Here is a 22,489-nt window from a genome sequence, read left to right as displayed (position 1 = left end):
GCATCATACGGCCGAGAACCCTTGACAGGTAAGGTTTGTGCCGCTCACCGCGTTGAGGTGGCTGAGTCCTGCTTCCTGGAGGTCTGTGCTGACCTGGGGGTCCATTCGGGAGACGTCTCCGACGACGAGGCCGGGCAGCAGGCCGCGCTGGTCGGCGGGGAGCACGTCGGTCGCCGTCCGCAGCCCGGCTCGGAGGGCGCCGGCGATGGTCTGGAGGCGGCTGGGGGCGGTCAGCACCTTGGGCGTGCCCCGGACCAGCAGGACGGCGCCGAGCAGCTCGCCGGAGGCCGGTCGGGCCAGGCGGGCCGTCACCTCGACCTGCTGGCTCGGCAGGAGGGAGCCCCACTGGTCTCCTTGGGCCAGGACGAGGACGGGGGTGCGGACGGTCTGGCGGTGGCGGGCGGTCCGATAGTGCTCCAGGGTGGCGGGGACGATGACACGCCGCTGCCCGAAACGGCCCGGCTTGAGCTTGGGGTCGTCGGTGAGCGTGACGCGGGCGGTGACGGTCGCCCCCTTGGCCGCCAGATCGGACACGGGGCCGCTGCTGACGGTGTGCACGCGGAGGGCTGTCGAGGCCGAGGCGGCGGCGACGCACACCAGGGCGGCGACGGCCAGGTTGCGCCACGGCCAGAGCCGCGGAGGCCGGCGCGCGCCGTTGGCCGCCGCCACCCGCCGGCGCGTCTTCGGGACCGGCCGACGGCTGAGACGGGCGGTTGCGGGTCGGTCGGGTGTCGGCCCGACCGGGGGGCTGCTCGTATGCCGGGCCACGCCGAGGGCCATGAGGAGGGCGAGGGCGGCCACGGCGAGGCCGGCGAGCGGCGGGCAGCCCACGAGGATCAGCGTGGTCGCCCAGGCGAGCAGGGCGGGGGCGACGAGGATCCACGAATGACCGGCTGGCGGGGCGTCCAGGCCGGCCGGCGGGGACGTCTCCGACGGGCTCCTGTTCACCTCAGATCCTGACCTTTCCCCTGATTTCTGCGTATTTGGCTGGACCGATGCCGGGCACTTCCTGGAGTTGCTCGACGGTGGCGAAGCCGCCGTTGGCCGTGCGGTACTCCGCGATGCGGGCGGCCAGCACCTCGCCGACGCCGGGAAGCTGCTCCAGTTGGTCCGCCGTCGCCGTGTTGAGGTCGAGCACCGTGGCCGCCGGGTCGGTGCCCGGGGCCGGGACCGGGGCGGCGGGCATGGCGCCGGGTGGGGCGCCGACGAGGATCTGCTCCCCGTCGAGCAGGCGGCGGGCGAGGTTGACGGAGGCCGTGGCCGCGGCGTGGCGGGCTCCACCGGCGGCGCTGACCGCGTCGGCCACCCGGGCGCCCATCGGGAGGACGTAGATGCCGGGCTTGCGGACCTTGCCGGTGACGTGGACCGTGACGCTCGCTGTCGGGGACGGGGTCGCGGGAACCTGCCGGGGCGATGCCGGTGCCGGGGACGGTGGGGCGGGCAGGGACTCCGGGATCGGCTGGGAACGCCAGACGTGGATCCCGGCCACGAGGGCGGCCAGCAGGGCCAGGCCCACGAGCGCCTTGAGGGCGGGGCCACCCGGGTCGAGGCCGGAGGCCTTGGCCGCCAGGGCGGCGCGGAACGCCTGGAGCGTGGCGGGCACGGCTGCGGGCGTGTCGCCGTGTGGCGGCCCGGTGGCGCCCGGGTGGCTCGTCGCGGGAACCGCGGCTCCAAGGGAGGAAGGTGGGGGCGGCCCGTCGGCACGGGAGGCCCCGAAATGGAGTGGAGTGTCGCTCCGGTAGGGGTGGCGGCGGTGCGCGGCTCGCCGCGGAGCGGTGTCGTGTCGGTCGGCGGCGTCCTCGCCGAGGTGCCGGTCCGGCCGAGACCTCCACGGGCCCGGAGAGGTCTCCAGGCTCGGGTCAAGGAAGGACTCTCCGAGCGGATCGGCCACCCGGAGGCCCGCAGAGGTCTCCGGGCGCGGGTCAAGAAAGGCGTCGCCGGTCGGGTGACCGGCGCGCGGGCCCGCGGCCGCCGCGCCGCCCGGCTGGACCGGTGACGGGACCGGTGACGGAACCGGTCGAGGCCGGTGGGGCGCGGGGCGGGGCAGACGGCGGCCGGAGGCGGTGAGGGACCGCAGCCGGGCCTCGGCTATGGTCCGTTCGGCGGTCGCGTCCTGGGTGAGCACGCCGGAGACGGTACGGGCCGGCCCGGCCACCGCGATCGGCCGAGTGGCGTTCTGTGGATGAGCGCGCGACCGTCCGGCTCCCTGTGGACGGGGGTCAGTCCGGCAGGCACACGGTCAGTCCCAGCATTCCCGGGCCCACGTGCACCCCGATGACGGCGCCGACCTCGACCACCCGTAAGTCCGCGAGCCGCGGCAGCCGTGCCGTCAGCCGTTCGGCCAGTGCCTCTGCCCGCGACGGCGCCCCGAGGTGCTGCACCGCCACCTCCACCGGCCCGGCCGCCCGCTCCGCCGCGCGCACCGCCAGGTCCTCCAGGCGGGCGATGGCCCGCGTCGCGGTGCGCACCTTCTCCAACAGCTCGACGCGCCCGTCGGTGACGTGCAGCAGGGGTTTGATGGCCAGCGCCGACCCGACGAGCGAGGCCGCCGTCCCGACGCGTCCGCCCCGCCGGAGGTGTTCCAGGGAGTCGGCGTAGAAGTACGTACGCGTACGGCCGGCGCACCGCGCGGCCTCCCCCGCCACCTCCTCCGGCCCGGCCCCGCGGGCGGCGGCGCGCGCGGCCGCCAGCACCGGGTAGCCGACCCCGAGGCCGATCGACCCGCTGTCGACCACCTCGACCGGTACGGGCGCCTCCTTGGCCGCCAGCGAGGCGGACTCGTAGGTGCCCGAGAGCGACGACGACAGGTGGACGGACACCACCGCCGCGACCCCGTCGGCGGCCAGCGCGGCGTAGCACGCGGCGAACCGGGACGGAGCGGGCCGTGAGGTGGTGGCCGAGGCCAGGTCACCGGTGAAGGAGCCCTCGTCGTACGGGACCCCGCCGGAGATCACCTGGACGGGCACCACCGCGACGCCCGGCGTCGGTGGCAGGTAGGCGGTGGAGTCGGTGACGACGGCGACCGGTCGCGGCATACCCCGAGACTAGCTACTGGACGGGGATGCCACCCCGCCACACCCGTCGCGGCTTGAGACCGAACGACCACGCGAAGGCGCCCTCGTGGTCGGCGTCCCACTGCACGATGTCGGCGAGGCGGCCGGGGGTGAGGACACCGCGGTCGGGCGCGCCGAGGACGGTGGCGCCGCCCAGGGTGGCGGCTCGCAGCGCGTCGTTGACGCTCATCCCGAACGCCGACACGGCCATCGCGATGACCAGCGACATCGAGGTGATGCCGCAGTAGCCGGGGTTGTGGTCGCTGCCCAGCGCGATCTGCACCCCGTGCTTGATCATCTGGCGGACGGGCGGCAGCTTGCCGCGCTGCAACGCGGTCGCGGGGCAGACGACGGCGGGCACGCCGTAGCGGGACATGATCGCGATGTCTTCGTCGGACATGTTGTGCAGTCCGTCGGCGGAGGCGCAGCCCAGCTCGGCGGCGAGCTGGACGGCGCCGCGCCGGCTGAACAGCCCGGCGTGGATGCGCGGCAGCAGGCCGACGTTGCGGCCTGAGGCGAGCACCCAGCGGGACTCCTCGGTGGTGAAGTGGCCGTCGTCGCAGTAGACGTCGACGCTGTCGGCGCCGGCCGCCGCGGCGTCCGCGCACCAGGCGCCCACGGCCTCGACGTATTCGCGCTGGCGGCCGAAGTATTCGGGCGGCACGACGTGCGCGGCGAGGAACGTGACGTGCACCCGCGGCATCATCGGCTCCTTCTCCAGCTCGCGCAGGAGCCGCACGTCGGCGAGCTCGCCGTCGCGGGTCAGGTGGTAGCCGGTCTTGGCCTCGACGGTCGTGGTGCCGTTGAGCAGCCAACCGCGCAGCCGCTCGCGTACGCCGTTGCACAGCGTCCATGGGTCGGTGCCGCGGGTCACGGTGACGGTGGAGCCGACGCCGCCGCCCGCCGCGGTGATGGAGGCGGCGCTGGAGCCGCCGGTGCGGATGGCCAGCTCGGCGTAGCGGTTGCCGGCGTAGACGGGGTGGGTGTGGGCGTCGATGAGGCCGGGGGTGACGAGGGCGCCGCCCAGGTTCTCGACGTGGTCGACGTCGACGATGTCGTCGACGACGCCCGGCACGCTCTGCGGCAGGTCGGGAGCCCGGCCGACCCAGGCGATGCGGTCGTTGTGCACGAGGAGGGCCGCGTTGCTGAGGACCTCGTTGCCGGTCCAGAGACGGCCGATGTTGGTCAGCAGCCGAACGGTCACCGCATCACCACCCCGCAGGAGGGCGGCACCCGGCCCGCAACTCGGGCCGTGCCCGCTGAGTCGACTCCGGGTCGGGACGACATGGGGGGTCTCCTGCTCTCATCCGCGTAAGACTGTGCGGTGACCGTATCGCTGGACTCATGATCCGCGCGATTTCAGTTCAGTTACGTTATTTCACAGGCTGGCTCGGTGTACAGGGTTATTCGGAAGAAAGCCCACTCTTCCCAACCGCCCCGCCGGTCCGAGCTCGCGCTCCGGCCTCCGCTGTCGACAGCTCTCGCAGCAGCCATCTTCTGAAACCCGCGACAATAGAGTATGTAAGGTTCGGCATATCCTAGCAATCCCGCGGTTGCCGGACCACTGTCGAGTGGGGGCAGCTCTGTGGTCCTCCCGGTCAGAGCCGCCCAGCCATCACGTCAAGACACCCGCTCGACGGGCTTGCCGACCCGCTGCAGCTCCTGGAAGAGGCTGGGCAGCACGCGGGCGTGCAGCACGGTGCCGTCCTCGAGGTGGTCCACCGAGAGCACCTCGCCCTCCTTGTGGGCACGGGAGATCAGGTCTCCCCTGTCGTACGGCACGAGCAGCGTGACCTCGTGGTCGAGCCGGGGCAGGCGGCTCTCGATGAGCGCCATGAGCTCGCCGACGCCGGCCCCGGTGCGGGCCGAGACCACGATGCTGTCCCGCTCGGCGCGGGCGATGCGGTCGAGCACGTCCTGGTCGGCCGCGTCGGCCTTGTTGATCACCACGACCTCGGGCACGTCCGTCGCGCCCTCGATGTCGGCGAACACCTCGCGGACGGCGGCCAGCTGCCCCTCGGGATCGGGGTGCGAGCCGTCGACGACGTGCAGGATCAGGTCGGCGTCGGCGACCTCCTCCAGCGTGGAGCGGAACGCCTCGACGAGCTGGTGCGGCAGGTGCCGGACGAACCCGACGGTGTCGGCGATCGTGAACAGCCTGCCCTCGGGCGTGCGCGCCTTGCGCACCGTCGGGTCGAGGGTGGCGAACAGCGCGTCCTCGACCAGCACGCCCGCGCCGGTGACGCGGTTGAGCAGCGACGACTTGCCGGCGTTGGTGTAGCCGGCGATGACGACCGCCGGGACCTCACGCTGCGAGCGCCGCTGCCGCATGGTCTCACGCGAGGTGGACATGCCGCTGATCTGGCGGCGCAGCTTGGCCATCCGCTCGCGGATGCGGCGGCGGTCAAGCTCGATCTTGGTCTCACCGGGGCCACGGCCGCCGATGCCGACGCCGCCGGCGGCGCGGCCGCCGACCTGCCGGGACAGGTTGCCACCCCAGCCGCGCAGCCGGGGCAGGAGGTACTGGAGCTGGGCCAGCTCGACCTGGGCCTTGCCCTCGCGGCTCTTGGCGTGCTGGGCGAAGATGTCGAGGATGAGGGCGGTGCGGTCGATGACCTTCACCTTGACCGTCTCCTCGAGCTGGCGGAGCTGGCCGGGGGCCAGCTCGCCGTCGCAGATCACGGTGTCGGCGCCGGTCGACTCGACCACGTCGCGCAGCTCCAGCGCCTTGCCGGAGCCGATGTAGGTGGCGGGGTCGGGCTTCTGGCGGCGCTGGATGAGGCCCTCAAGGACCTCGGATCCGGCGGTCTCGGCCAGGAGCTTCAGCTCGAGCAGGGAGTTTTCGGCGTCGGCGGCCGTCCCGGAGGTCCAGACGCCCACCAGGACCACCCGCTCGAGCCGCAGCTGCCGGTATTCGACCTCGGAGACGTCCTGGAGCTCGGTGGACAGGCCCGCCACGCGGCGGAGCGCCTGACGCTCCTCAAGATCCATATCGCCGGCCTCGAACTCGTCGAGCGCGGAGTATTCGTGCATACGTGTCATCTCTATTAGGCAACGTCCGGACACCGTGGTGTCTTCCCCGATGGTGGCACGACATCCACGGCATGGGCATCTGGTTATCCCGGCAGCACCTTCACGTCTCCGGAGCCGGAGGTGATGGTCACCTTGCGCGGCGCGGCGTCGTCGCGGCCGACCGAGACGGTCGCGTCGCCCGACCCGAGCTCGGTGGTCACGGCGTAGGGGCCGCCGGGCATCCGCAGCACGATGTTGCCGGAGCCGGCCTCGAGCCGGGCGTCGTCGGGCGGGGCGGCGTACTTCAGTTCCATGTCGCCCGATCCGAGTTCGGCGGTCAGCCGTTTGCCCGTCAGCCCGGCGCCGTCCACGTCACCGGAGCCCATGGTGAGGGTGAGGGGGCCCGAGAGCGACCGCAGCGTCACGTTGCCCGAACCGCTGTCGACGTCCACCGTCAGCCCTTTGGGCACCTGGACCTTGTAGTCGACGTGGCAGCCCATCGAGTCCGCGCACTTGTAGCTCAGTCGCAGGGTGCCGCTCTCGACGACGTGCTCGGCGTCGGGCTTGGTGTTCCGCCACCGGAGCGTCTCGGTGACGCGCACGGCCGTCCCGTCGTACTCGGTGATCACGGCGTCGCCGGAGCCGGGCTCGACCCGCAGCGCGGCCACCTTCTCGGTGACGTCGTAGGACGCGGTGTCCTTGTTGCTGGGACCGGTCAGGCCCGACAGCCCGCAGCCCGTCAGCAGCGCGGCCGACGCCAGCAGCCCGCCCGCGATCACGATTCTGTTCATACGCCGATCTTCCCGTCCGAACCGTCCGAAACGCATCCGGGATACCCCGGACCGCGCCCTCAGGGACCCCCGCCTTTGACCGGGGACAACACCATGAAGTAGCTTCACTTCCATAATTCAGAACACGTTTTCCATACAGCGGAAAAGGAGCGCGCGACATGGAGATCAGCGGCCCGATCCTCGACCGGTTCGACGAGATCCTCACGCCCGAGGCACTCGGCTTCGTGGCGACGCTCCAGCGGGAGTTCGGCGCCAGACGCCTGGAGCTCCTGGAGCTCCGCCAGGCCAAGCAGGCGGAGCTGTCCGCCGGGGGCGTGCTCGACTTCCTGCCCGAGACCAAGGGCGTTCGCGAGGCGGAGTGGAGCGTCGCCCCGCCCGCGCCGGGCCTGGAGGACCGCCGTGTCGAGATCACCGGGCCGGTCGACCGCAAGATGACCATCAACGCGCTCAACTCCGGCGCCAAGGTGTGGCTGGCCGACTTCGAGGACGCCAACTCGCCGCTGTGGCCCAACTGCGTCGCCGGTCACCTCAACCTGCGTGACGCGCTCGACCGGGCCATCGACTTCGAGTCGGGCGGCAAGACGTACGCGCTGCGGCCCGACGCGGAACTGGCCACGATCGTGGTCCGCCCGCGCGGCTGGCACCTGGACGAGAAGCACGCCAAGGTGGACGGCCGGCCCGTCTCAGGCTCCCTGTTCGACTTCGGCCTCTACTTCTTCCACTGCGCGCAGCGGCAGCTCGACAAGGGCAAGGGCCCCTACTTCTACCTGCCCAAGCTGGAGTCGCACCTGGAGGCGCGGCTGTGGAACGACGTGTTCGTCCGCGCCCAGGAACTGCTCGGCATCCCGCGCGGCACGATCAGGGCGACCGTCCTCATCGAGACCTACCCGGCCGCGTTCGAGATGGAGGAGATCCTGTACGAGCTGCGCGAGCACTCCGCCGGACTCAACGCGGGCCGCTGGGACTACCTGTTCAGCGTGATCAAGAAGTTCCGGACCCGGGGCCGGGAGTTCCTGCTGCCGGAGCGCAACACGGTGACGATGACCGCGCCGTTCATGCGCGCCTACACCGAGCTGCTCGTGCGCACCTGCCACAAGCGCGGCGCGCACGCCATCGGCGGGATGGCCGCGTTCATCCCGTCGCGCCGTGACCCCGAGGTCAACGCCGTGGCCCTGGAGAAGGTCCGCGCCGACAAGACCCGCGAGTCCGGCGACGGCTTCGACGGCTCCTGGGTGGCGCACCCCGACCTGGTGCCGGTCTGCCGCGAGGTGTTCGACGGGGTGCTCGGCGACCGGCCGCACCAGATCGACCGCAGGCGCGAGGACGTCAGCGTCTCGGCCGCCGACCTGCTGGCGGTGTCGGAGACGCCCGGCGAGATCACCGAGGCTGGGCTGCGCGGCAACGTGGACGTGGCGCTGCGCTACCTGGCCGCCTGGATGGGCGGGCTGGGCGCGGTCGCCATCCACAACCTCATGGAGGACGCGGCCACGGCGGAGATCTCGCGCTCGCAGATCTGGCAGTGGATCCACAACGACATCACCCTCGCCGACACCGGCGCCCGGGTGACGAAGGAGCTCGTCGAGCGGGTCATCGGCGAGGAGCTGGCCGGGATCGCCGCCGAGCCCGGCTACGACGAGGAGCTGTACGCTCAGGCCACGGCTGTGTTCAAGGAGGTCGCGCTGGACGACGATTTCGCCGAGTTCCTGACCCTCCCCGCGTACGCGCGCATGCCGTAGGAGGAGCCGCATGGCCTCCAGCACGCCTTCCGTGATCGGCCCGCTGACGGCCGACCTCGTCGCGGCGCTGCCCGCCGGCGCGGTGATCACCGATCCGGTGCGGCTGCGCACCTACGAGTGCGACGGACTGACCCACCACCGCGCCACGCCGGCCGTGGCCGTGCTGCCGGAGACGGCCGAGCAGGTGGCGCGGGTGGTGCGGCTGTGCAACGAGGCCGGGGTGCCGTTCGTGGCCCGCGGCTCGGGCACCGGGCTGTCCGGCGGCGCGCTGCCGCGCGAGGACGGCGTGCTCATCGTCACCTCCAGGATGCGCCGCATCCTGGAGCTCGACCTGCCCGGCCGCAGGGCCGTGGTCGAGCCCGGCGTCACCAACCTCGCGATCACCGAGGCCGTGCGCGAGCAGGGCCGCTACTACGCGCCCGACCCGTCGAGCCAGCAGGTCTGCTCGATCGGCGGCAACGTGGCGGAGAACTCCGGCGGCGCCCACTGCCTCAAGTACGGCTTCACGGTCAACCACGTCGAGGCCTGCGAGATCGTCACCCCCGACGGCGACCTGGTCACGCTCGACCGCATGGACCCGGGCTACGACCTGCTCGGCGCGTTCGTCGGCTCGGAGGGCACGCTCGGCATCGCCACCAGGATCACGGTACGGCTGAGCCGCGCCCCCGAGGCGGTCACCACGGTGCTGGCGGCGTTCGAGAGCATCGAGCAGGGCGGCCGGGCCGTCTCGGCGATCATCGGGGCGGGCATCGTGCCGGCCGCGATCGAGATGATGGACGCCCTGTCGATCGAGGCGGCCGAGGCGGCGGTGGCCTGCCGCTACCCGGCGGGCGCCGGCGCGGTGCTGATCGTGGAGCTCGACGGGCCGGCCGCCGAGGTGGAGCGCCAGTTCGAGCGGCTGCGGGAGATCTGCTCGGGCGCCTTCGAGCTGCGGGTGGCCGCCGACCCCGCCGAACGGGCCGCGATCTGGAAGGGCCGCAAGTCGGCGTTCGCCGCCGTAGGCCGCATCAGCCCCGCCTACATCGTGCAGGACGGCGTCGTGCCGCGCACCTCGCTGCCCCGGGTGCTGGCCGCCATCGACCGGCTGTCGGCCGAGCACCGCATCAGGGTGGCCAACGTCTTCCACGCCGGTGACGGCAACCTGCACCCTCTCGTCCTGTTCGACGACGCCGAGCCGGGGGCGGGCGAGCGGGCCGAGGTCGTCTCCGGCGCGATCCTCGACCTGTGCGTCGAGCACGGCGGGTCGATCACCGGCGAGCACGGCGTGGGCGTGGACAAGGCGCGCTACCTGCCGAAGATGTTCTCCGCCGCCGACCTCGACACCATGCAGCTCGTGCGGTGCGCGTTCGACCCGCGGGGGCTGTCCAACCCGGGCAAGGTGTTCCCCACGCCGCGACTGTGCGGCGAGGTGCCGGGGGTGCGCAGGGGCGTGCACCCTCTGGTGGAGTCGGGCCGGGCGGAGCAGTTCTGATGCCGCGTGACGTGCTGGCGGAGACCGGGGTGACCGTCAGGGACGCCGGTCCCGAGGACGCCGTGGCCGGGGTGCGCCCGCGGTGGGTGGCGCTGCCCGAGACCGTGGACGAGGTGGCGGCGGTGCTGCGGGCCTGCGCCGGCCACGACCTGGCCGTGACGCCCGTCGGCGGCGGCACCAAGCTCCACTGGGGCGCCCCTCCCGAACGCTGCGACGTGCTGCTCGACCTGTGCTGCCTGAACGAGATCGTCGAGCACGCGGCGGGAGACCTGGTGGTCCGGGCGCAGGCCGGGGTGACGATGGGCGCGCTGGCCGAGCAGCTCGGCCGGCAGGGGCAGGAGCTGGCGCTGGACGCGCCGCCGGACGCCACCGTGGGCGGCACGCTGGCCACCGCCGCGTGCGGGCCGCGCGCCTTCCGCCACGGCGCGCCGCGCGACCTGCTCATCGGCGTCACGGTGGTGCTGGCCGACGGCACCGTCGCCCGGTCGGGCGGCAAAGTGGTCAAGAACGTGGCCGGCTACGACCTGGGCAAGCTCTTCACCGGTTCGTACGGCACGCTGGGCGTGATCGCCGAGGCGACGTTCCGCCTGCACCCGCTGCCGGCCGAGCGGCGCTGGCTGGTCACGCGGCCACAGCCGTCGCGGGCGGGCGAGTTCGCCGAGGCGCTGGCCGCCTCACAGGCCGAGCCGAGCGCGGTCGAGCTCGACCGGCCGGACCCCGGCGGGCCCGTGACGCTGGCCGCGCTGGTCGAGGGCGCCGCGGCCGAGCAGCGGGCGCACGCGTTGCGCGGGACCGCCGGCGGCGAGGTGACGGCGCAGCCGCCGCCGTGGTGGGGCGTCGTGCCCGACGCCGAGACGCTGGTGGAGGCCCGGTTCGTGCCGTCGGCGCTGGACGGGGTGCTGGAGGCGGCGCGCGAGCACGGCTGGCGGGTGCGCGGCTCGGCGGCGTCGGGCAGGCTGCACCTCGCTCCGGTCGGCGACGTCACCGCCGCACGCGTGGCGGACACCGTGGCCCTGCTGCGCGAGCGGGCCCACGCCGCGGTGGTGCTGGCGACGCCGTACGAGGGCGTCGAGCGGTGGGGCGGCACGGGCGCGCTGCCGCTGATGAGGCGGGTCAAGGCGCGGTTCGACCCCGGGCGCGGAATGTCTCCCGGCCGGTTCGTGGGAGGGATCTGACGTGGACCCCGAGCTGATCGACGACTGTGTGCACTGCGGGTTCTGCCTGCCGAGCTGCCCCACGTACGTGTTGTGGGGCGAGGAGATGGACTCGCCGCGCGGCCGGATCCACCTGATGAAGCAGCACGTCGAGGGCACCCCCGTGACGCCCGAGATGGCCGGCCACTTCGACGCCTGCCTGGGCTGCATGGCGTGCGTGACCGCCTGCCCCTCGGGGGTGCGCTTCGACCGGCTGATCGAGCAGACCAGGGCGGAGGTGGAGCGGGTCCACGTGCGGGAGCCGCGGGAGCGGGCGGTGCGCGGGCTCGTGTTCTCCCTGCTCCCCTACCCCCGACGGCTGCGGCTGCTGCGGCCGGGCATGGGGCTCGCCGAGCGGATGCGGCCCTTCCTGCAGCGGGTCCATCCGAGCCTGGGCGCGATGGCCGCGCTCGCGCCGCCTCCCGGACCCCGGCAGCGGCTGCCGCGCCTGGTGCGGGCCCGGGGGCCGCGCCGGGCCGTGGTGGGGATGCTCACCGGGTGCGTGCAGGGCGCGTTCTTCCCGCAGGTGAACGCGGCCACGGCGCGGGTGCTCGCGCTGGAGGGCTGCGACGTGGTCGTCCCGCCCGGTCAGGGCTGCTGCGGGGCGCTCAGCGTGCACTCCGGCCGCGTCGGCCAGGCCGCGCGGCTGGCCCGCCGGACCGTCGCCGTCTTCCGGGCGGCCGGTGTGCGGACGGTCGTGGTCAACGCGGCCGGCTGCGGGTCGTCGATGAAGGAGTACGGCGAGCTGCTCGGCGCCGACCCCGGGTTCACGGTGGCGGACCTGTCGGAGTTCCTGGCCGAGCTGGGCCCGGCCGCCACGCGGCACCCGCTGCCGCTGACGGTGGCCTACCACGACGCCTGCCACCTCGCCCACGCCCAGGGCATCCGGGCGCAGCCGCGCGCCCTGCTGGCCCAGATCCCGGAGCTGGAGCTGCGCGAGGTGCCCGAGTCGGCCGTCTGCTGCGGCTCGGCGGGCACGTACAACATCTTCCAGCCCGAGGCGGCCCGCGACCTCGGCGACCGGAAGGCCGAGGGGGTCGCCTCGACGGGAGCCGAGCTGCTGGTGTCGGCCAACCCCGGCTGCACGATGCAGATCGCCGCCGCGATGCGGCGTGCCGGTCGCGACCTCAGGGTCGCGCACACGGCCGAGGTGCTGGACGCCTCCCTGCGCGGGGTGCGGCTGTGAGCGTGCAGTCGGTCGAGCGGGCGCTCGACGTGCTGGAGGCGCTGGCCGAGCACGGCGGCGAGGCGGCGCTGTCGGAGATCGCCGCCAGGACGGGCCTGCCGTACGGGACCATCCACCGGCTGTTGCAGACGCTGCTGGCGCGCGGCTACGTGCGCCAGGAGTCCGACCGCCGCTACGCGCTCGGCGGCGGGCTGGTGCGCCTGGGCGGCGTGGCCGAGGGCATGGTCGGCACGTGGGCGCGCCCGCACCTGGCCAGGATGGTCGAACTGTCGGGCGAGACGGCCAACCTGGCGGTGCTGGAGGGCGACTTCATCGTCTACGTGGCGCAGGTGCCGTCACCGCGCCGGCTGCGGATGTTCGCCGAGGTGGGCAGGCGGGTGCTGCCGCACAGCACCGCCGTGGGCAAGGTGCTGCTGGCCGGCCGCGCCGCCGGGGAGGCCGTGACGCTGCTCGAACGCACCGGCATGCCGCGGCGCACCCCCAACACCATCACCGAGATCCGCGCCATGCTCGCCGAGCTGGCCCTGGTCAGGGACCGCGGCTACGCCCTGGACCTCGGCGAGGAGGAGCTGGGCGTGCACTGCCTGGCCGTGCCCGTGCACGACGGCGACCGGGTGGTGGCCGCGATGTCGGTGTCGGGTCCCGCCGAGCGGATCGACGCCGTGGACCGCGACGAGCTCGCCGAGGGCATGCGGAAGATCGCCCACGCGTTCGGCACGGAGCTGGGGCCGCCGGGCGGGCCCTGAGCCGGTCGGCGTGCGGTTGGCGTGCGGTTACGGTGGGGGCATGTGCCGAAGCATCAAGACGCTGCGACCGCCGTACACGGAGGACGTCACCGAGGACGACGTGCGGGCGGCGGCCCTGCAGTACGTCCGCAAGATCTCCGGGTTCCGCGCGCCCGCCGCGCACAACGCCGAGGCGTTCGACCGGGCCGTGGAGACGATCACCCGCGCGTCGGAGGAACTGCTCGGCGCGCTCCAGGTGCGCGGAGGTCGTTGACAGGGCGGCCCGGCGGGAGAAGTCTCCGGGGTGACCGGATCTCCACCCGCAGGGGGCCGCCATGATCAGCGGGCTGTACCAGGGGCAGGACGGCGACACGCGGCTGGAGCTGCGCATCGACGTGGACGGGGCGCGGCCGACCGGCCGGGTCAGCGGCGACCTGTTCTCCGTGGCGGGGGCGACCACCGCCTACGCCGGCTCGTTCGTCGTGCACGCCCCGGCCGTGTTCGCCGAGGGGGGTCGCACCCGCGTCACCGGGCGGGGCGCGTTCACCTTCGACGCCGGCGCCGGTGAGGTGAGCGTCACGATCACCGCCGGGTCCGGCACCGCGAAGGTGGCCGGCCGGGCCTACCGGGTGGCGTTCGTCTCGCCGTACTTCCGGCAGGTGCTGCTGGAGCAGGACGCCGTGGCGGGCACCGTGCCCTTCACCACCTACCACACCGGCGCGCTGCCCGGCCCGGCCGGCTCCGCGCCGCGGGAGCTGGGCGTGGCGGCCGCGTTCGCCGAGGCGGGCGTCGAGCTGACGCTGGCCGAGCCGGGCGTGATCCCGGTGGACGGCGCCGGCGCCGACCTGGCGTGGGGCGACGCCGAGTTGCACCACGCGATGACGCAGCAGTTCAGCCGGTTCGGCGACGCGGCGGCCTGGCGGGTGTGGCTGCTGGTGGCCGGCCGGCACGAGGGCGGCTACCGGGGCATCATGTTCGACCACAACGGCGCCCACCAGCGGCAGGGCGCCGCCGTGTTCTACGACGCGATCAAGGGTGACACGCCGCAGGCCCGCCGAGCGCAGTTACGCACGTACGTGCACGAGCTCGGGCACGCCTTCAACCTGCTCCACTCCTGGCAGAAGCACCTGGCCGGACCGCCGCGGCCGCTCGGCCCCGACGGCGGCTTCGGCGACCTGTCGTGGATGAACTACGCGCACAACTACCGGCCCGGCGGCGAGGCGGGCTACTGGGCGGCGTTCCCGTTCACGTTCACCGACGCCGAACTGGTGCACCTGCGGCACGGCTTCTTCCACGACGTGGCGATGGGCGCCCACCCGTTCGGCACGGGCGCGGCGGAGGTCGAGCCGTTCGAGCCGCCGGTGGAGGACCGTTCGGGGCTGCGGCTGGAGGTGCGGGCCAAGGAGTGGTTCGGCTTCGGCGAGCCCGTGGTGGTGGAGCTGAAGCTGTCGGTCACCGGACAGGCGCGCACCACGCACGGCCACCTGCACCCCGACACGGAGTTCACGCAGATCGCCGTCACCCGGCCGGACGGCCGGACCGTGCCGTACCGGCCGATGCTGCGCCACTGCGTCGACTCCGCCGCCGAGGTGCGGCTCGACGCGGACAGACCGGCCCTCTACCGCAGCGCCTACATCGGGCACGGCCGTGACGGCCACTACTTCCAGCAGCCCGGCGAGTATCACGTGCACGCCCAGTACGCCGCCGCCGACGGCTCGCGCATCGTCTCCGCCCCATGCCTGGTGCGGGTCCGCTATCCGGCGGACGCCGACGACCACCGGGTGGGCGAGCTGATGCTGGGCGAGGAACAGGGCGCGCTGTTCTCGCTGCTCGGCTCCGACTCGGCGCGGCTGCGCTCCGGCAACGAGGCGCTGGACGAGGTGATCGACCGGTACGGCGGGCACCCGCTGTCGGTGTACGCCCGGATGGTCAAGGGGTTGAACGCCGAGCGGGGCTTCAAGTCGCTCACCCCGGACAGGCGGCTGCTGATCAGGCCGTCGGACCCCGTGGAGGGCGTCGAGCAGCTCACGGCGGTGGCCCGGCGGTCGAGCGCCGGCGGCCCGCTCGACAACATCACCCTGAACATGGTGCTGCGCCGCCTGGCCAGGGCCGAGGCCCGCCGCGGCGACCCGGAACGGGCCGGGGCGGTGCTGGACCGGATGGTGGCGGTGTTCGCGGGCCGCGGCGTCGGCCCGACCGTCCTCGGGCGGATCAGGCGCCAGGCCGAACAGGCGAAGGCCGCTCTCGGGCGGCCGGACGCTACCCGCCGCGCGTGACCGGGCGCCCGTCCTGGCAGCGGATCGTGACCTCGACCTCGTCGCCCTCGCCGCCCGGCTCGAACTCGACCGACGCCTCCAGGCCGGGACCCGCCTCGACGCCGTCCACCGAGTAGCCCTGGGCGGGACTCCACGACCGCAACGTCACCCGGTCGCCCTGGCAGGAGGCGATCACGGTGCCGCCGGCCGTCTGGACCAGCTTGTCCACGCGCGTGACCGAGGGGCTGAGGGTAGCCGGGGCGGGAACGGTGGTGGTCCGGGTCTCCGGGGCCGGAGTGATGGAGGCGAGGGCGGCCCGCACCTCCTCTCCGCTCAGCACGTGCCCGGAGGGACCGGTGAGCGTGCCGCCGAGCAGCCCGAGCACCGCCACGGCGGCACCTGTCGCGGCGGCGGCTGTGGCGGCCCAGGCCAGGACGAGTCGCTTCACCGTCCCAGCTTCCCCCATCCCGGCCTAAGCCCCGGTTAAGGCGACGATAAGAACGCCGGCTCATCCGTCGGCACCGTCTACCGTTTCCGTATATGGCTGACATCCTGCTCATCGAGGACGACGTGACGATCCGCACGGCGCTGAGCCGCGGCCTGGGCGACCTGGGTCACGCCGTGTCCTCCTCCCCCACGGCGTTCGAGGGCTTGCGGCTGGCGGTCGACGACCGCCCCGACCTGGTCGTGTTGGACCTCGGGCTGCCCGATCTGGACGGAGTGGAGCTGCTGCGCATGCTGCGCGCGGTGAGCCGGGTGCCGGTGATCGTGGCGACCGCCCGCGACGGCGACTCCGAGATGGTGCCGGTGCTCGACGCGGGCGCCGACGACTACGTGGTCAAGCCGTTCAGCGCCGCGCAGCTCGACGCGCGCATCCGCGCGGTGCTGCGGCGCGCCGGCGAGCCGGCGCCCGAGCAGTTCAGCGTGGGCGGGCTGCGCATCGACCCGCGGGCCCGCTCGGCCACGCTCGACGGCGCGGCGCTGGACCTCACGCCGCGCGAGTTCGACGTCCTGCACTACCTCGCCGCCCGGCCTGGCGAGGTGGTGACCAAGCGTGAGCTGCTCACGGAGGTGTGGCAGCTCCCGTACGGCGGGGCTGACAAGACGGTGGACGTGCACCTGTCGTGGCTGCGCCGCAAGCTCGGCGAGACCGCCTCGGAGCCCCGCTACCTGCACACCGTGCGCGGGGTGGGCGTGAAACTGGTCGAGCCGGCATGAGGCGCTGGCTGGCGCTGCTGGTGGCGGCCACCACGTCCGTCGTGCTGATCGCGCTGCTGGTGCCGATGGCGCTGCTCATCAGGGCCGTGGCCGAGAACAACGCGATGAGCCGGGCCACGGCCGCGGCCGAGTCGGTGAGCGTCGCCGTCGGCACCCCGGACCTGGAGCTGGCGGTGCAGCGCGTGGCGCGGCCGGTCACGGTGTTCCTGCCGGACGGGCGGACCCTCGGCGCGGCGGCCCCCCGCTCGGACGCGCTGCGGCTGGCGGCGACCGGGCGCAGCGTGACCGCCGAGGCGCCCGGCGGCCGGGAGGTGCTGTCGTCGGCCCAGTCGCCCGAAGGCACCGTGGTGACCCGCGTGTTCGTCGGCGACGCCGAGCTGGGCCGCGGGGTGCCCGAGGCGTGGGGAGCCCTGGCGGCGCTCGGGATCGCGCTGGTGGTGCTCGGCATCCTGCTGGCCGACCGGCTCGCGCTGGCCGTGACCAGGCCCGTCGACGGGCTGGCCCGCGTCTCGCACCGGCTCGCGGGCGGCGACCTGGCCGCGCGCGCCGAGCCGGGCGGGCCGCCGGAGGTGCGCTCGGTGGCGATGGCCCTGAACCACCTCGCCGGCCGGATCGACCACCTGCTCGCCGCCGAGCGCGAGTCGGTGGCGGACCTGTCGCACCGGCTGCGCACGCCGCTGACCGGGCTGCGGCTCGACGCGGAGTCGCTGCGCGACCCCGAGGAGGCGGCACGTGTCGGCGCGCGGGTGGACGCGCTCGAACGGGCCGTCAGCGCCGTCATCACCGACGCCCGCCGCCGCTCGGCGGGCCGGGAGAGCTGCGACGCCGCCGCCGTCGTACGGGACCGGGTGCGCTTCTGGTCGGTGCTGGCCGAGGACCAGGGCCGGGAGGTCGCCGTCACCGTGCCCGCGGGAAAGCTGCCCGTGGCCGTGGGCGAGGGCGACCTGGCGGCGTGCGTGGACGCGCTGCTCGGCAACGTGTTCGCGCACACGCCCGAGGGGGTGCCGTTCGCCGTGGCTCTGCAGGCGCGGCCGGAGGGCGCCGCCCTGACGGTGCGCGACGAAGGGCCGGGGTTCGACGCGGCCCTGCTCAGACGGGGTGACAGCGGGGGCGGGTCGACGGGACTCGGCCTGGACATCGCCCGCCGCACCGCGGAGGCGTCGGGCGGCTCCCTGGCCGTCTCCACCGCCCCGGAGGGCGGCGCGGTCGTGGAGCTCGTGCTCTGCGCGCCGGAGGCGGACGGCTCTGCGGTGTACGCGCCTCGCACACCATGACGTCCGGCCCTACGGTGTACGCACCTCGCACACCATGACGTCCGGCTCTGCGGCGCCCGGGGGTCAGTCGACCGTGATGACGAGCTTTCCGGGCGCGTTGCCCGAGGCCAGGTCGCTCACCGCCGTGCCGGCCTCCGCCAGGGAGTAGGTGCGCCCGACTGCCGGTCGCACGGTTCCGGCCTCGATGAGGTCGCGCAGCGCGTCCAGGTCGGCGGTGCGGGTCAGCGCGATCAGCCCGTCCAGGCGCTGGCGCGTGAACGGGCTGATCAGCCGGGCGGCCAGCGGCCGGCCGAGCCCGCCGAACCACCGACTGCCGCCCTCGCCGCCGACGATGACGAGCCGGCCGCGCCCGGCGAGCAGCCCGCGCAACACGGTCAGCGACCGGTTGCCCGCGATGTCGATGATCAGGTCATACGTGCCGGTGAGCGGCTCGCGCGTGTAGTCGATGACGGCCTGGGCGCCCAGCGACCGGACGAGGTCGGCCTTGGCCGCGCTGCACACGGCGGTGACGTGGGCGCCGCCGGCGACCGCGAGTTGCGTGGCGAAGCTGCCGACGCCGCCGCCGGCGCCGATGACGAGCACCTTCTCGCCGGCGGCGACCTGGCCGACGGTCCGCAAGGCGGTCACCCCCGACACGGGTACGGCCGCTGCCTCGGTGAAACTCAGGTTGGCGGGCTTGCGGGCGAGCTTGCCCGGGCGGGCGAGCACGAACTGCGCGTACGTGCCGGTCGCCGCGCCGTACACCTCGTCGCCGGGGTGAAACTCCGTCACGTTGGCGCCGACGGACTCCACGACGCCGGCCACGTCCATGCCCAGCACGCGGTTGCGGGGCCGGCGCAGGCCGAAGCCGAGGCGGCTGATGAGCGGCAGCCCGGTCATGGCGTGCCATACGCCGTAGTCGACGCCTGCTGCGCGCACCCGGATCAGCACCTCGCCGGCGCCGGGGGTCGGGATAGGGACCTCGCCGAGGCTCAGCACGTGCGGCGGGCCGTACTCGTCCTGGACGATCGCCTTCATGACGGGTCTCCTTCGATGTCGGGGTACTGGAAGACGTCGTCCAGCCCGACCCGGAACACCCGGGCGATGCGGAACGCCATCTCCAACGAGGGGGAGTAGCGACCCTGTTCGATCGCGATGATGGTCTGGCGGGTGACGCCGACCCGGTCGGCCAGCTCGGCCTGGGTCATCTCGTCGTGCGCGAACCGCAGGGCCCGGATCGCGTTGGTGACCCGCGTCGGCTTCACCACGTCTGGAAGCCGCCCTTGCGGTAGGCCGCGATCTTGGCGAGCGAGCTGAGCGCCGAGGACAGCACGAACGCCAGGTAGACGGCGTTGGCGATCCAGAAGTGGCGCAGCTCGGCGATGGCCATGACCAGTGCGACGAGCGCGCCGATGACGACGATCGACTGCCCGATGCGCTCGGTGACGTGGTTGATCTCACGGTCGCGCTCGTCGGTGCGGTCGGCGCCGCGGCCGCCCGCGATGGCTATCGCGATGTTGGCCACGATCGCGGCGACGATGGCGCCACCGATGGTCCACAGCAGAGTTCCCGCGTAGGCGACGTCGGCGAGCGGGCTGTCGCCGGCCCGGCCCAGCACGATCGCCACGTAGATCGCGTAAGCGCCGACGGACACCATGAGCATCACCCAGGCGCGCTTCTCCTCGAAGGCCATGCCCGCTCCTCATGTAAAACAAAGCTGACATCACCCAATGTAAAGCGCGGCGGACATGGTGTCAAAGTTCTTTTACACGACCGGTGTCTTGCCAGGCCGATCGGGACAGGAGCACTCCGCAAGCGGCGGCGGGTCACGCGCTAACGCATCGCTAACCATGCCTTAGCGCCGGCTTAGCGGGGATCGCGATGGAGTGGAGACATGCAGATCACCAAGAAGTTCATCGTTGTCGGAACCGGAGCCGTCTTCCTCATCGCCGGCGGGAGCGCGGCCGTCGCCGCGACCGTCACCCCCGGCGCGCCGCCGAAGGTCACCGCCGAGCGGGCCCTGGAGATCGCGGGTGGCGCGGTGGCCGGCGGCTGGGTCGAGGATCTGTCGTTCGACCGGCGCGGCGCCAAGCCGGACGTGTGGGAGGTCAACGTGGTCAAGGGCGGCGTGGAGCACGAGCTGGACATCGACGCCGCGTCCGGCAAGGTCCTGAGCAACACGATCGACCGGGACGACGACCGGGACGACGACCGGGACGACGACAAGGACGACGACCGCGACGGCAACGCCCAGAACGGCCAGGACGACCAGAACAACCAGGACGACGACGGCAAGGACGACGACTGATCCCCTTCACCAGGGCGCGGGGCCGCACGGCCCCGCGCCCTGGTGTGCTTCCCGGACTGGGCCCGGCGTGAGGCCCCGGGTCAGCAGGAGCCGAGGACCCGGTCCATGGCGTCCCTCTCGGCCGAGGTGACCCAGACGTCGTACTTGGCCTTCACGTCGATCTGCCTGGCAACGTACGCGCACCGGTACGCCCGGCGCGGCGGCAGCCAGGTGGCGGCGTCGGAGTCGCTCTTCTGACCGTTCAGCGGCCCGTCCACCGCCAGCAGGTTGAGCGGGTCGTTGGCGAACTCCTTGCGCTTGGTCGCCGTCCACTGCTGGGCGCCCTTCTGCCAGGCGTCCGACAGCGGCACCAGGTGGTCGATCTGGACCTCCGAGCTGGTGTCCTGGCCGCGCTTGAACGTGATCGTCTTGCCGCTGTACGGGTCCTCAAGGACACCGCTGACCACCACGCAGTCGTGCGTGCCCGGCCTGAACTTCTCGTCACGCAGGTCCCGCTTGAGCACGTCGTTGCGGGTGTCGCAGCCGTTACGGTCCACGTCGGCCCAGGCGGGGCCGAACTTGTCGCGGTCGAACCCGGTGCGCGGCGCGCGGCCCTTGACGGTCAGCTTGGCGAGCTTGGCGCGGGCATCACCGACGTCCGTCTTGGACGAGGTGCCCTTGTTTCCGTCCGCGCCCGTCTGCGCGTCGAGCCCACCGCATCCGGTGAGGCCCACCACCGCCGCGGCTAACCCGACTAAACCAACCCGAAATCGCACGACCGCTCCCAAGCTTCAGTTTTCGTAAAGCTTAGGTAGAGCACGTACCCGCAATCGGGCAAATCTCCCCTGCTGCCGTCTAACATCCCTTGGAACAACCGGGACACATCCCGGCTGGGCGAGACCGTAAGCGGGCGGAACACCCGATCAGCACGCCCTTCCGGGCTCGCCCTCCGGGCTGGAGGAGCCTTTAACCGGCGACACGCCGTCCCTGGCGTGCTCGCGTCGACTCCCTAGGCTGGGGGCGATGGACCACGTCTTAGACCTCGACGAAGCGCTGCACGACACGCTCACCGACGAGCACCCGGACCAGCCGGGCCTCGCCGACGCGGTCGAGCGCTTCCTGATGCGGGTCGCGACCGAGCCGCCCGCCGGCGACCGTCTCGCCGGCGGGATCGCTCATGCCCGGCCGTCCCACCCGGCCGTCCCGCGGCAGACTCCGAGGGAAGAGGCCCAGCCGTGGGAAGCCTCCTGGCAGGCAGTCCGGAGTCGGCTGTGCGACGACGGCACACCCTACGAGGACGGCACGCCGCGACACGAGAGCCCCCCGCAGCACACCTACCCGCCACACGACACCACCCCCTCACACGACGGCACCCCACCGCACGACACCACCCCGCCACACGACACCACCCCGCCACACGACGGCGCCCCGCCGTACGATGCCGAACCGACGCACGATGCCGGGCCGCCCCAGGGCTCACCCCGGTGTCCGCCGGTGGTGCCGGCCGAGGGTGAGCCCGCCGTGGCCGCGCAGGCCCTACCGCCGTCGTCCGGGCAGCCGGCCCGGCAGGTCACGGCGGGCAGCGCCGCCTCCGGCCGGCAGCACGCCCGGCCGGAGCACCACGCACGCTCCGAGCACTTATTACCCGGCCCTGGTGGCCATCAGGCGACCACTCGTGATGCGGCCCGCCCCTGAGGGGGGACGCCGCCACGATCCGCTCGCCGCCACGGAGCCGGCGAGCGGCGGCCAGGCCGACCAGGGGCAGGACCGACCACAGACAGCAGGACCGATCGCAGCCCGAACGGACCGTCCCTCCCCGGGGAGGGACGGTCGCGTGGGGAGGTCAGGAACGGCCGTAGGCGTCTTCGAGGCGCTCGATGTCGTCCTCGTCGAAGTGCCCGAAGGCGATCTCCAGGATGCGGGCAGCGGGTCCGGAGGAACTGAGGCGGTGGGTCTGGCCGCGCCGGATGAGCACCCGGTCGCCGACCTCGGGCTCGATGCGCTCGCCGGCGATCTCGAAGACGCAACCCGGGTCCAGGGCCACCCACAGCTCGTCACGGTGCTCGTGACGCTGGAGGCTGAGCCGCTGCCCCGGCAGGACGTCGATGATCTTCACGGTGGACGACTCGTTGAGCGTGAAGCGTTCGAAACCGCCCCACGGCCGCTCGTCGCGGATCACTGCGGCCAGCCTGTCGATGTCCTGCATCGTCCCCTCCACGTCTGTCCTGCCAGGTCTCTCGGACCGTGACATGCGGACGAACCCGGACAGGCCACGGTCAAGGCCGCAAGCTATCAGGTGCACGGCATCC

Annotated in this window: 24 protein-coding genes; 11 read left to right on the top strand and 13 right to left on the bottom strand. The window is 73.3% G+C overall.

Annotation, left to right across the window (positions count from 1 at the left end; all coding sequences use genetic code 11):
- Window positions 1-3: 3 nt before the first annotated feature.
- A complete protein-coding gene (locus ACGF0J_RS21625; RefSeq protein WP_393148418.1) occupies window positions 4-948 on the bottom strand; it encodes a ComEC/Rec2 family competence protein in 945 nt (314 codons plus the stop codon).
- 1 nt (window position 949) lies between these two features.
- Entirely contained in the window at window positions 950-1,603 is a 654-nt protein-coding gene (locus tag ACGF0J_RS21620) for a helix-hairpin-helix domain-containing protein (protein ID WP_393148416.1), read from the bottom strand.
- A 114-nt stretch (window positions 1,604-1,717) separates the two neighbouring features.
- Here ACGF0J_RS21620 and ACGF0J_RS21615 point away from each other — a divergent pair, with 114 nt between their 5' ends.
- Entirely contained in the window at window positions 1,718-1,996 is a 279-nt protein-coding gene (locus tag ACGF0J_RS21615; RefSeq protein WP_393148414.1) for a hypothetical protein, read from the top strand.
- A gap of 223 nt (window positions 1,997-2,219) precedes the next feature.
- Here ACGF0J_RS21615 and ACGF0J_RS21610 read toward each other — a convergent pair whose 3' ends face one another.
- From ACGF0J_RS21610 to ACGF0J_RS21595, 4 genes are all read right to left on the bottom strand, one after another.
- A complete protein-coding gene (locus tag ACGF0J_RS21610; protein WP_393148412.1) occupies window positions 2,220-3,035 on the bottom strand; it encodes a DegV family protein in 816 nt (271 codons plus the stop codon).
- A 13-nt stretch (window positions 3,036-3,048) separates the two neighbouring features.
- Window positions 3,049-4,257 carry an imidazolonepropionase gene (gene hutI / locus ACGF0J_RS21605; protein ID WP_393148410.1) on the bottom strand — a complete coding sequence of 403 codons (1,209 nt, stop codon included), beginning with the start codon at window positions 4,255-4,257 and terminating at the stop codon, window positions 3,049-3,051.
- 416 nt (window positions 4,258-4,673) lie between these two features.
- Window positions 4,674-6,086 carry a GTPase HflX gene (gene hflX / locus ACGF0J_RS21600; RefSeq protein ID WP_393148835.1) on the bottom strand — a complete coding sequence of 471 codons (1,413 nt, stop codon included), beginning with the start codon at window positions 6,084-6,086 and terminating at the stop codon, window positions 4,674-4,676.
- An 83-nt stretch (window positions 6,087-6,169) separates the two neighbouring features.
- On the bottom strand, window positions 6,170-6,856 hold the full coding sequence (locus tag ACGF0J_RS21595; RefSeq protein ID WP_393148408.1) for a DUF4097 family beta strand repeat-containing protein: 687 nt from the start codon (window positions 6,854-6,856) through the stop codon (window positions 6,170-6,172).
- 158 nt (window positions 6,857-7,014) lie between these two features.
- Between ACGF0J_RS21595 and aceB the strand changes: the two genes are divergently transcribed.
- The 7 genes from aceB to ACGF0J_RS21560 all read left to right on the top strand — a co-directional run bounded on the left by aceB (window position 7,015) and on the right by ACGF0J_RS21560 (window position 15,443).
- A complete protein-coding gene (aceB, locus tag ACGF0J_RS21590) occupies window positions 7,015-8,592 on the top strand; it encodes a malate synthase A (RefSeq protein ID WP_393148406.1) in 1,578 nt (525 codons plus the stop codon).
- Window positions 8,593-8,602: 10 nt separating this feature from the next.
- A complete protein-coding gene (locus ACGF0J_RS21585; RefSeq protein WP_393148404.1) occupies window positions 8,603-10,063 on the top strand; it encodes an FAD-linked oxidase C-terminal domain-containing protein in 1,461 nt (486 codons plus the stop codon).
- On the top strand, window positions 10,063-11,238 hold the full coding sequence (locus ACGF0J_RS21580; protein WP_393148403.1) for an FAD-binding oxidoreductase: 1,176 nt from the start codon (window positions 10,063-10,065) through the stop codon (window positions 11,236-11,238). Before ACGF0J_RS21585 ends, ACGF0J_RS21580 begins: the two co-directional genes overlap by 1 nt.
- A 1-nt stretch (window position 11,239) precedes the next feature.
- Complete coding sequence (locus tag ACGF0J_RS21575) at window positions 11,240-12,442, top strand: (Fe-S)-binding protein (RefSeq protein WP_393148401.1); 1,203 nt, start codon at window positions 11,240-11,242, stop codon at window positions 12,440-12,442.
- A 2-nt stretch (window positions 12,443-12,444) separates the two neighbouring features.
- Window positions 12,445-13,188 (top strand): IclR family transcriptional regulator, encoded by a 744-nt coding sequence (locus ACGF0J_RS21570; protein WP_393148833.1) that lies wholly within the window; start codon window positions 12,445-12,447, stop codon window positions 13,186-13,188.
- A gap of 40 nt (window positions 13,189-13,228) precedes the next feature.
- Window positions 13,229-13,441 (top strand): DUF2277 domain-containing protein, encoded by a 213-nt coding sequence (locus tag ACGF0J_RS21565; protein ID WP_393148399.1) that lies wholly within the window; start codon window positions 13,229-13,231, stop codon window positions 13,439-13,441.
- Between the two features lie 61 nt (window positions 13,442-13,502).
- Entirely contained in the window at window positions 13,503-15,443 is a 1,941-nt protein-coding gene (locus ACGF0J_RS21560) for a hypothetical protein (protein ID WP_393148397.1), read from the top strand.
- On the opposite strand, the gene ACGF0J_RS21555 is transcribed toward ACGF0J_RS21560, so the two are convergent.
- Complete coding sequence (locus ACGF0J_RS21555) at window positions 15,427-15,870, bottom strand: hypothetical protein (protein ID WP_393148395.1); 444 nt, start codon at window positions 15,868-15,870, stop codon at window positions 15,427-15,429. The genes ACGF0J_RS21560 and ACGF0J_RS21555 overlap by 17 nt on opposite strands.
- A gap of 92 nt (window positions 15,871-15,962) precedes the next feature.
- On the opposite strand from ACGF0J_RS21555, the gene ACGF0J_RS21550 reads away from it, so the two are divergent.
- The gene (locus ACGF0J_RS21550) at window positions 15,963-16,640 is read left to right on the top strand and encodes a response regulator transcription factor (RefSeq protein WP_393148393.1); all 678 of its coding nucleotides are present in this window, start codon (window positions 15,963-15,965) and stop codon (window positions 16,638-16,640) included.
- The gene (locus ACGF0J_RS21545) at window positions 16,637-17,914 is read left to right on the top strand and encodes an ATP-binding protein (protein ID WP_393148391.1); all 1,278 of its coding nucleotides are present in this window, start codon (window positions 16,637-16,639) and stop codon (window positions 17,912-17,914) included. The genes ACGF0J_RS21550 and ACGF0J_RS21545 overlap by 4 nt, the downstream gene beginning before the upstream one ends.
- A 63-nt stretch (window positions 17,915-17,977) precedes the next feature.
- Here the strand turns inward: ACGF0J_RS21545 and ACGF0J_RS21540 are convergent, their stop codons facing one another.
- From ACGF0J_RS21540 to ACGF0J_RS21530, 3 genes are read right to left on the bottom strand one after another with little or no spacing between them, the layout of a single operon-like run.
- Window positions 17,978-18,931: an NAD(P)-dependent alcohol dehydrogenase gene (locus tag ACGF0J_RS21540; RefSeq protein ID WP_393148389.1), complete on the bottom strand. Its 954-nt coding sequence runs from the start codon at window positions 18,929-18,931 to the stop codon at window positions 17,978-17,980.
- Window positions 18,928-19,161 (bottom strand): helix-turn-helix transcriptional regulator, encoded by a 234-nt coding sequence (locus tag ACGF0J_RS21535; RefSeq protein ID WP_393148387.1) that lies wholly within the window; start codon window positions 19,159-19,161, stop codon window positions 18,928-18,930. Before ACGF0J_RS21535 ends, ACGF0J_RS21540 begins: the two co-directional genes overlap by 4 nt.
- Complete coding sequence (locus ACGF0J_RS21530; RefSeq protein WP_393148385.1) at window positions 19,155-19,586, bottom strand: hypothetical protein; 432 nt, start codon at window positions 19,584-19,586, stop codon at window positions 19,155-19,157. Before ACGF0J_RS21530 ends, ACGF0J_RS21535 begins: the two co-directional genes overlap by 7 nt.
- Window positions 19,587-19,787: 201 nt before the next feature.
- Between ACGF0J_RS21530 and ACGF0J_RS21525 the strand changes: the two genes are divergently transcribed.
- Window positions 19,788-20,201: a PepSY domain-containing protein gene (locus ACGF0J_RS21525; RefSeq protein ID WP_393148383.1), complete on the top strand. Its 414-nt coding sequence runs from the start codon at window positions 19,788-19,790 to the stop codon at window positions 20,199-20,201.
- An 80-nt stretch (window positions 20,202-20,281) separates the two neighbouring features.
- On the opposite strand, the gene ACGF0J_RS21520 is transcribed toward ACGF0J_RS21525, so the two are convergent.
- The 3 genes from ACGF0J_RS21520 to ACGF0J_RS21510 all read right to left on the bottom strand — a co-directional run bounded on the left by ACGF0J_RS21520 (window position 20,282) and on the right by ACGF0J_RS21510 (window position 22,386).
- The gene (locus tag ACGF0J_RS21520) at window positions 20,282-20,956 is read right to left on the bottom strand and encodes an HNH endonuclease family protein (RefSeq protein WP_393148381.1); all 675 of its coding nucleotides are present in this window, start codon (window positions 20,954-20,956) and stop codon (window positions 20,282-20,284) included.
- Between the two features lie 259 nt (window positions 20,957-21,215).
- Window positions 21,216-21,359, bottom strand: coding sequence for a hypothetical protein (locus tag ACGF0J_RS21515; protein ID WP_393148379.1), 144 nt, complete (start codon window positions 21,357-21,359; stop codon window positions 21,216-21,218).
- Window positions 21,360-22,023: 664 nt separating this feature from the next.
- A complete protein-coding gene (locus ACGF0J_RS21510; RefSeq protein ID WP_393148377.1) occupies window positions 22,024-22,386 on the bottom strand; it encodes a phosphomannose isomerase type II C-terminal cupin domain in 363 nt (120 codons plus the stop codon).
- Between the last annotated feature and the right edge of the window lie 103 nt (window positions 22,387-22,489).

Origin of the sequence: Nonomuraea sp. NPDC047897, from assembly GCF_043204415.1 — a bacterium.
Taxonomy (GTDB): Bacteria; Actinomycetota; Actinomycetes; order Streptosporangiales; family Streptosporangiaceae; genus Nonomuraea.
Note: the sequence above shows the minus strand (reverse complement) of the source record. Positions and strands in the feature narration are given on the sequence as shown.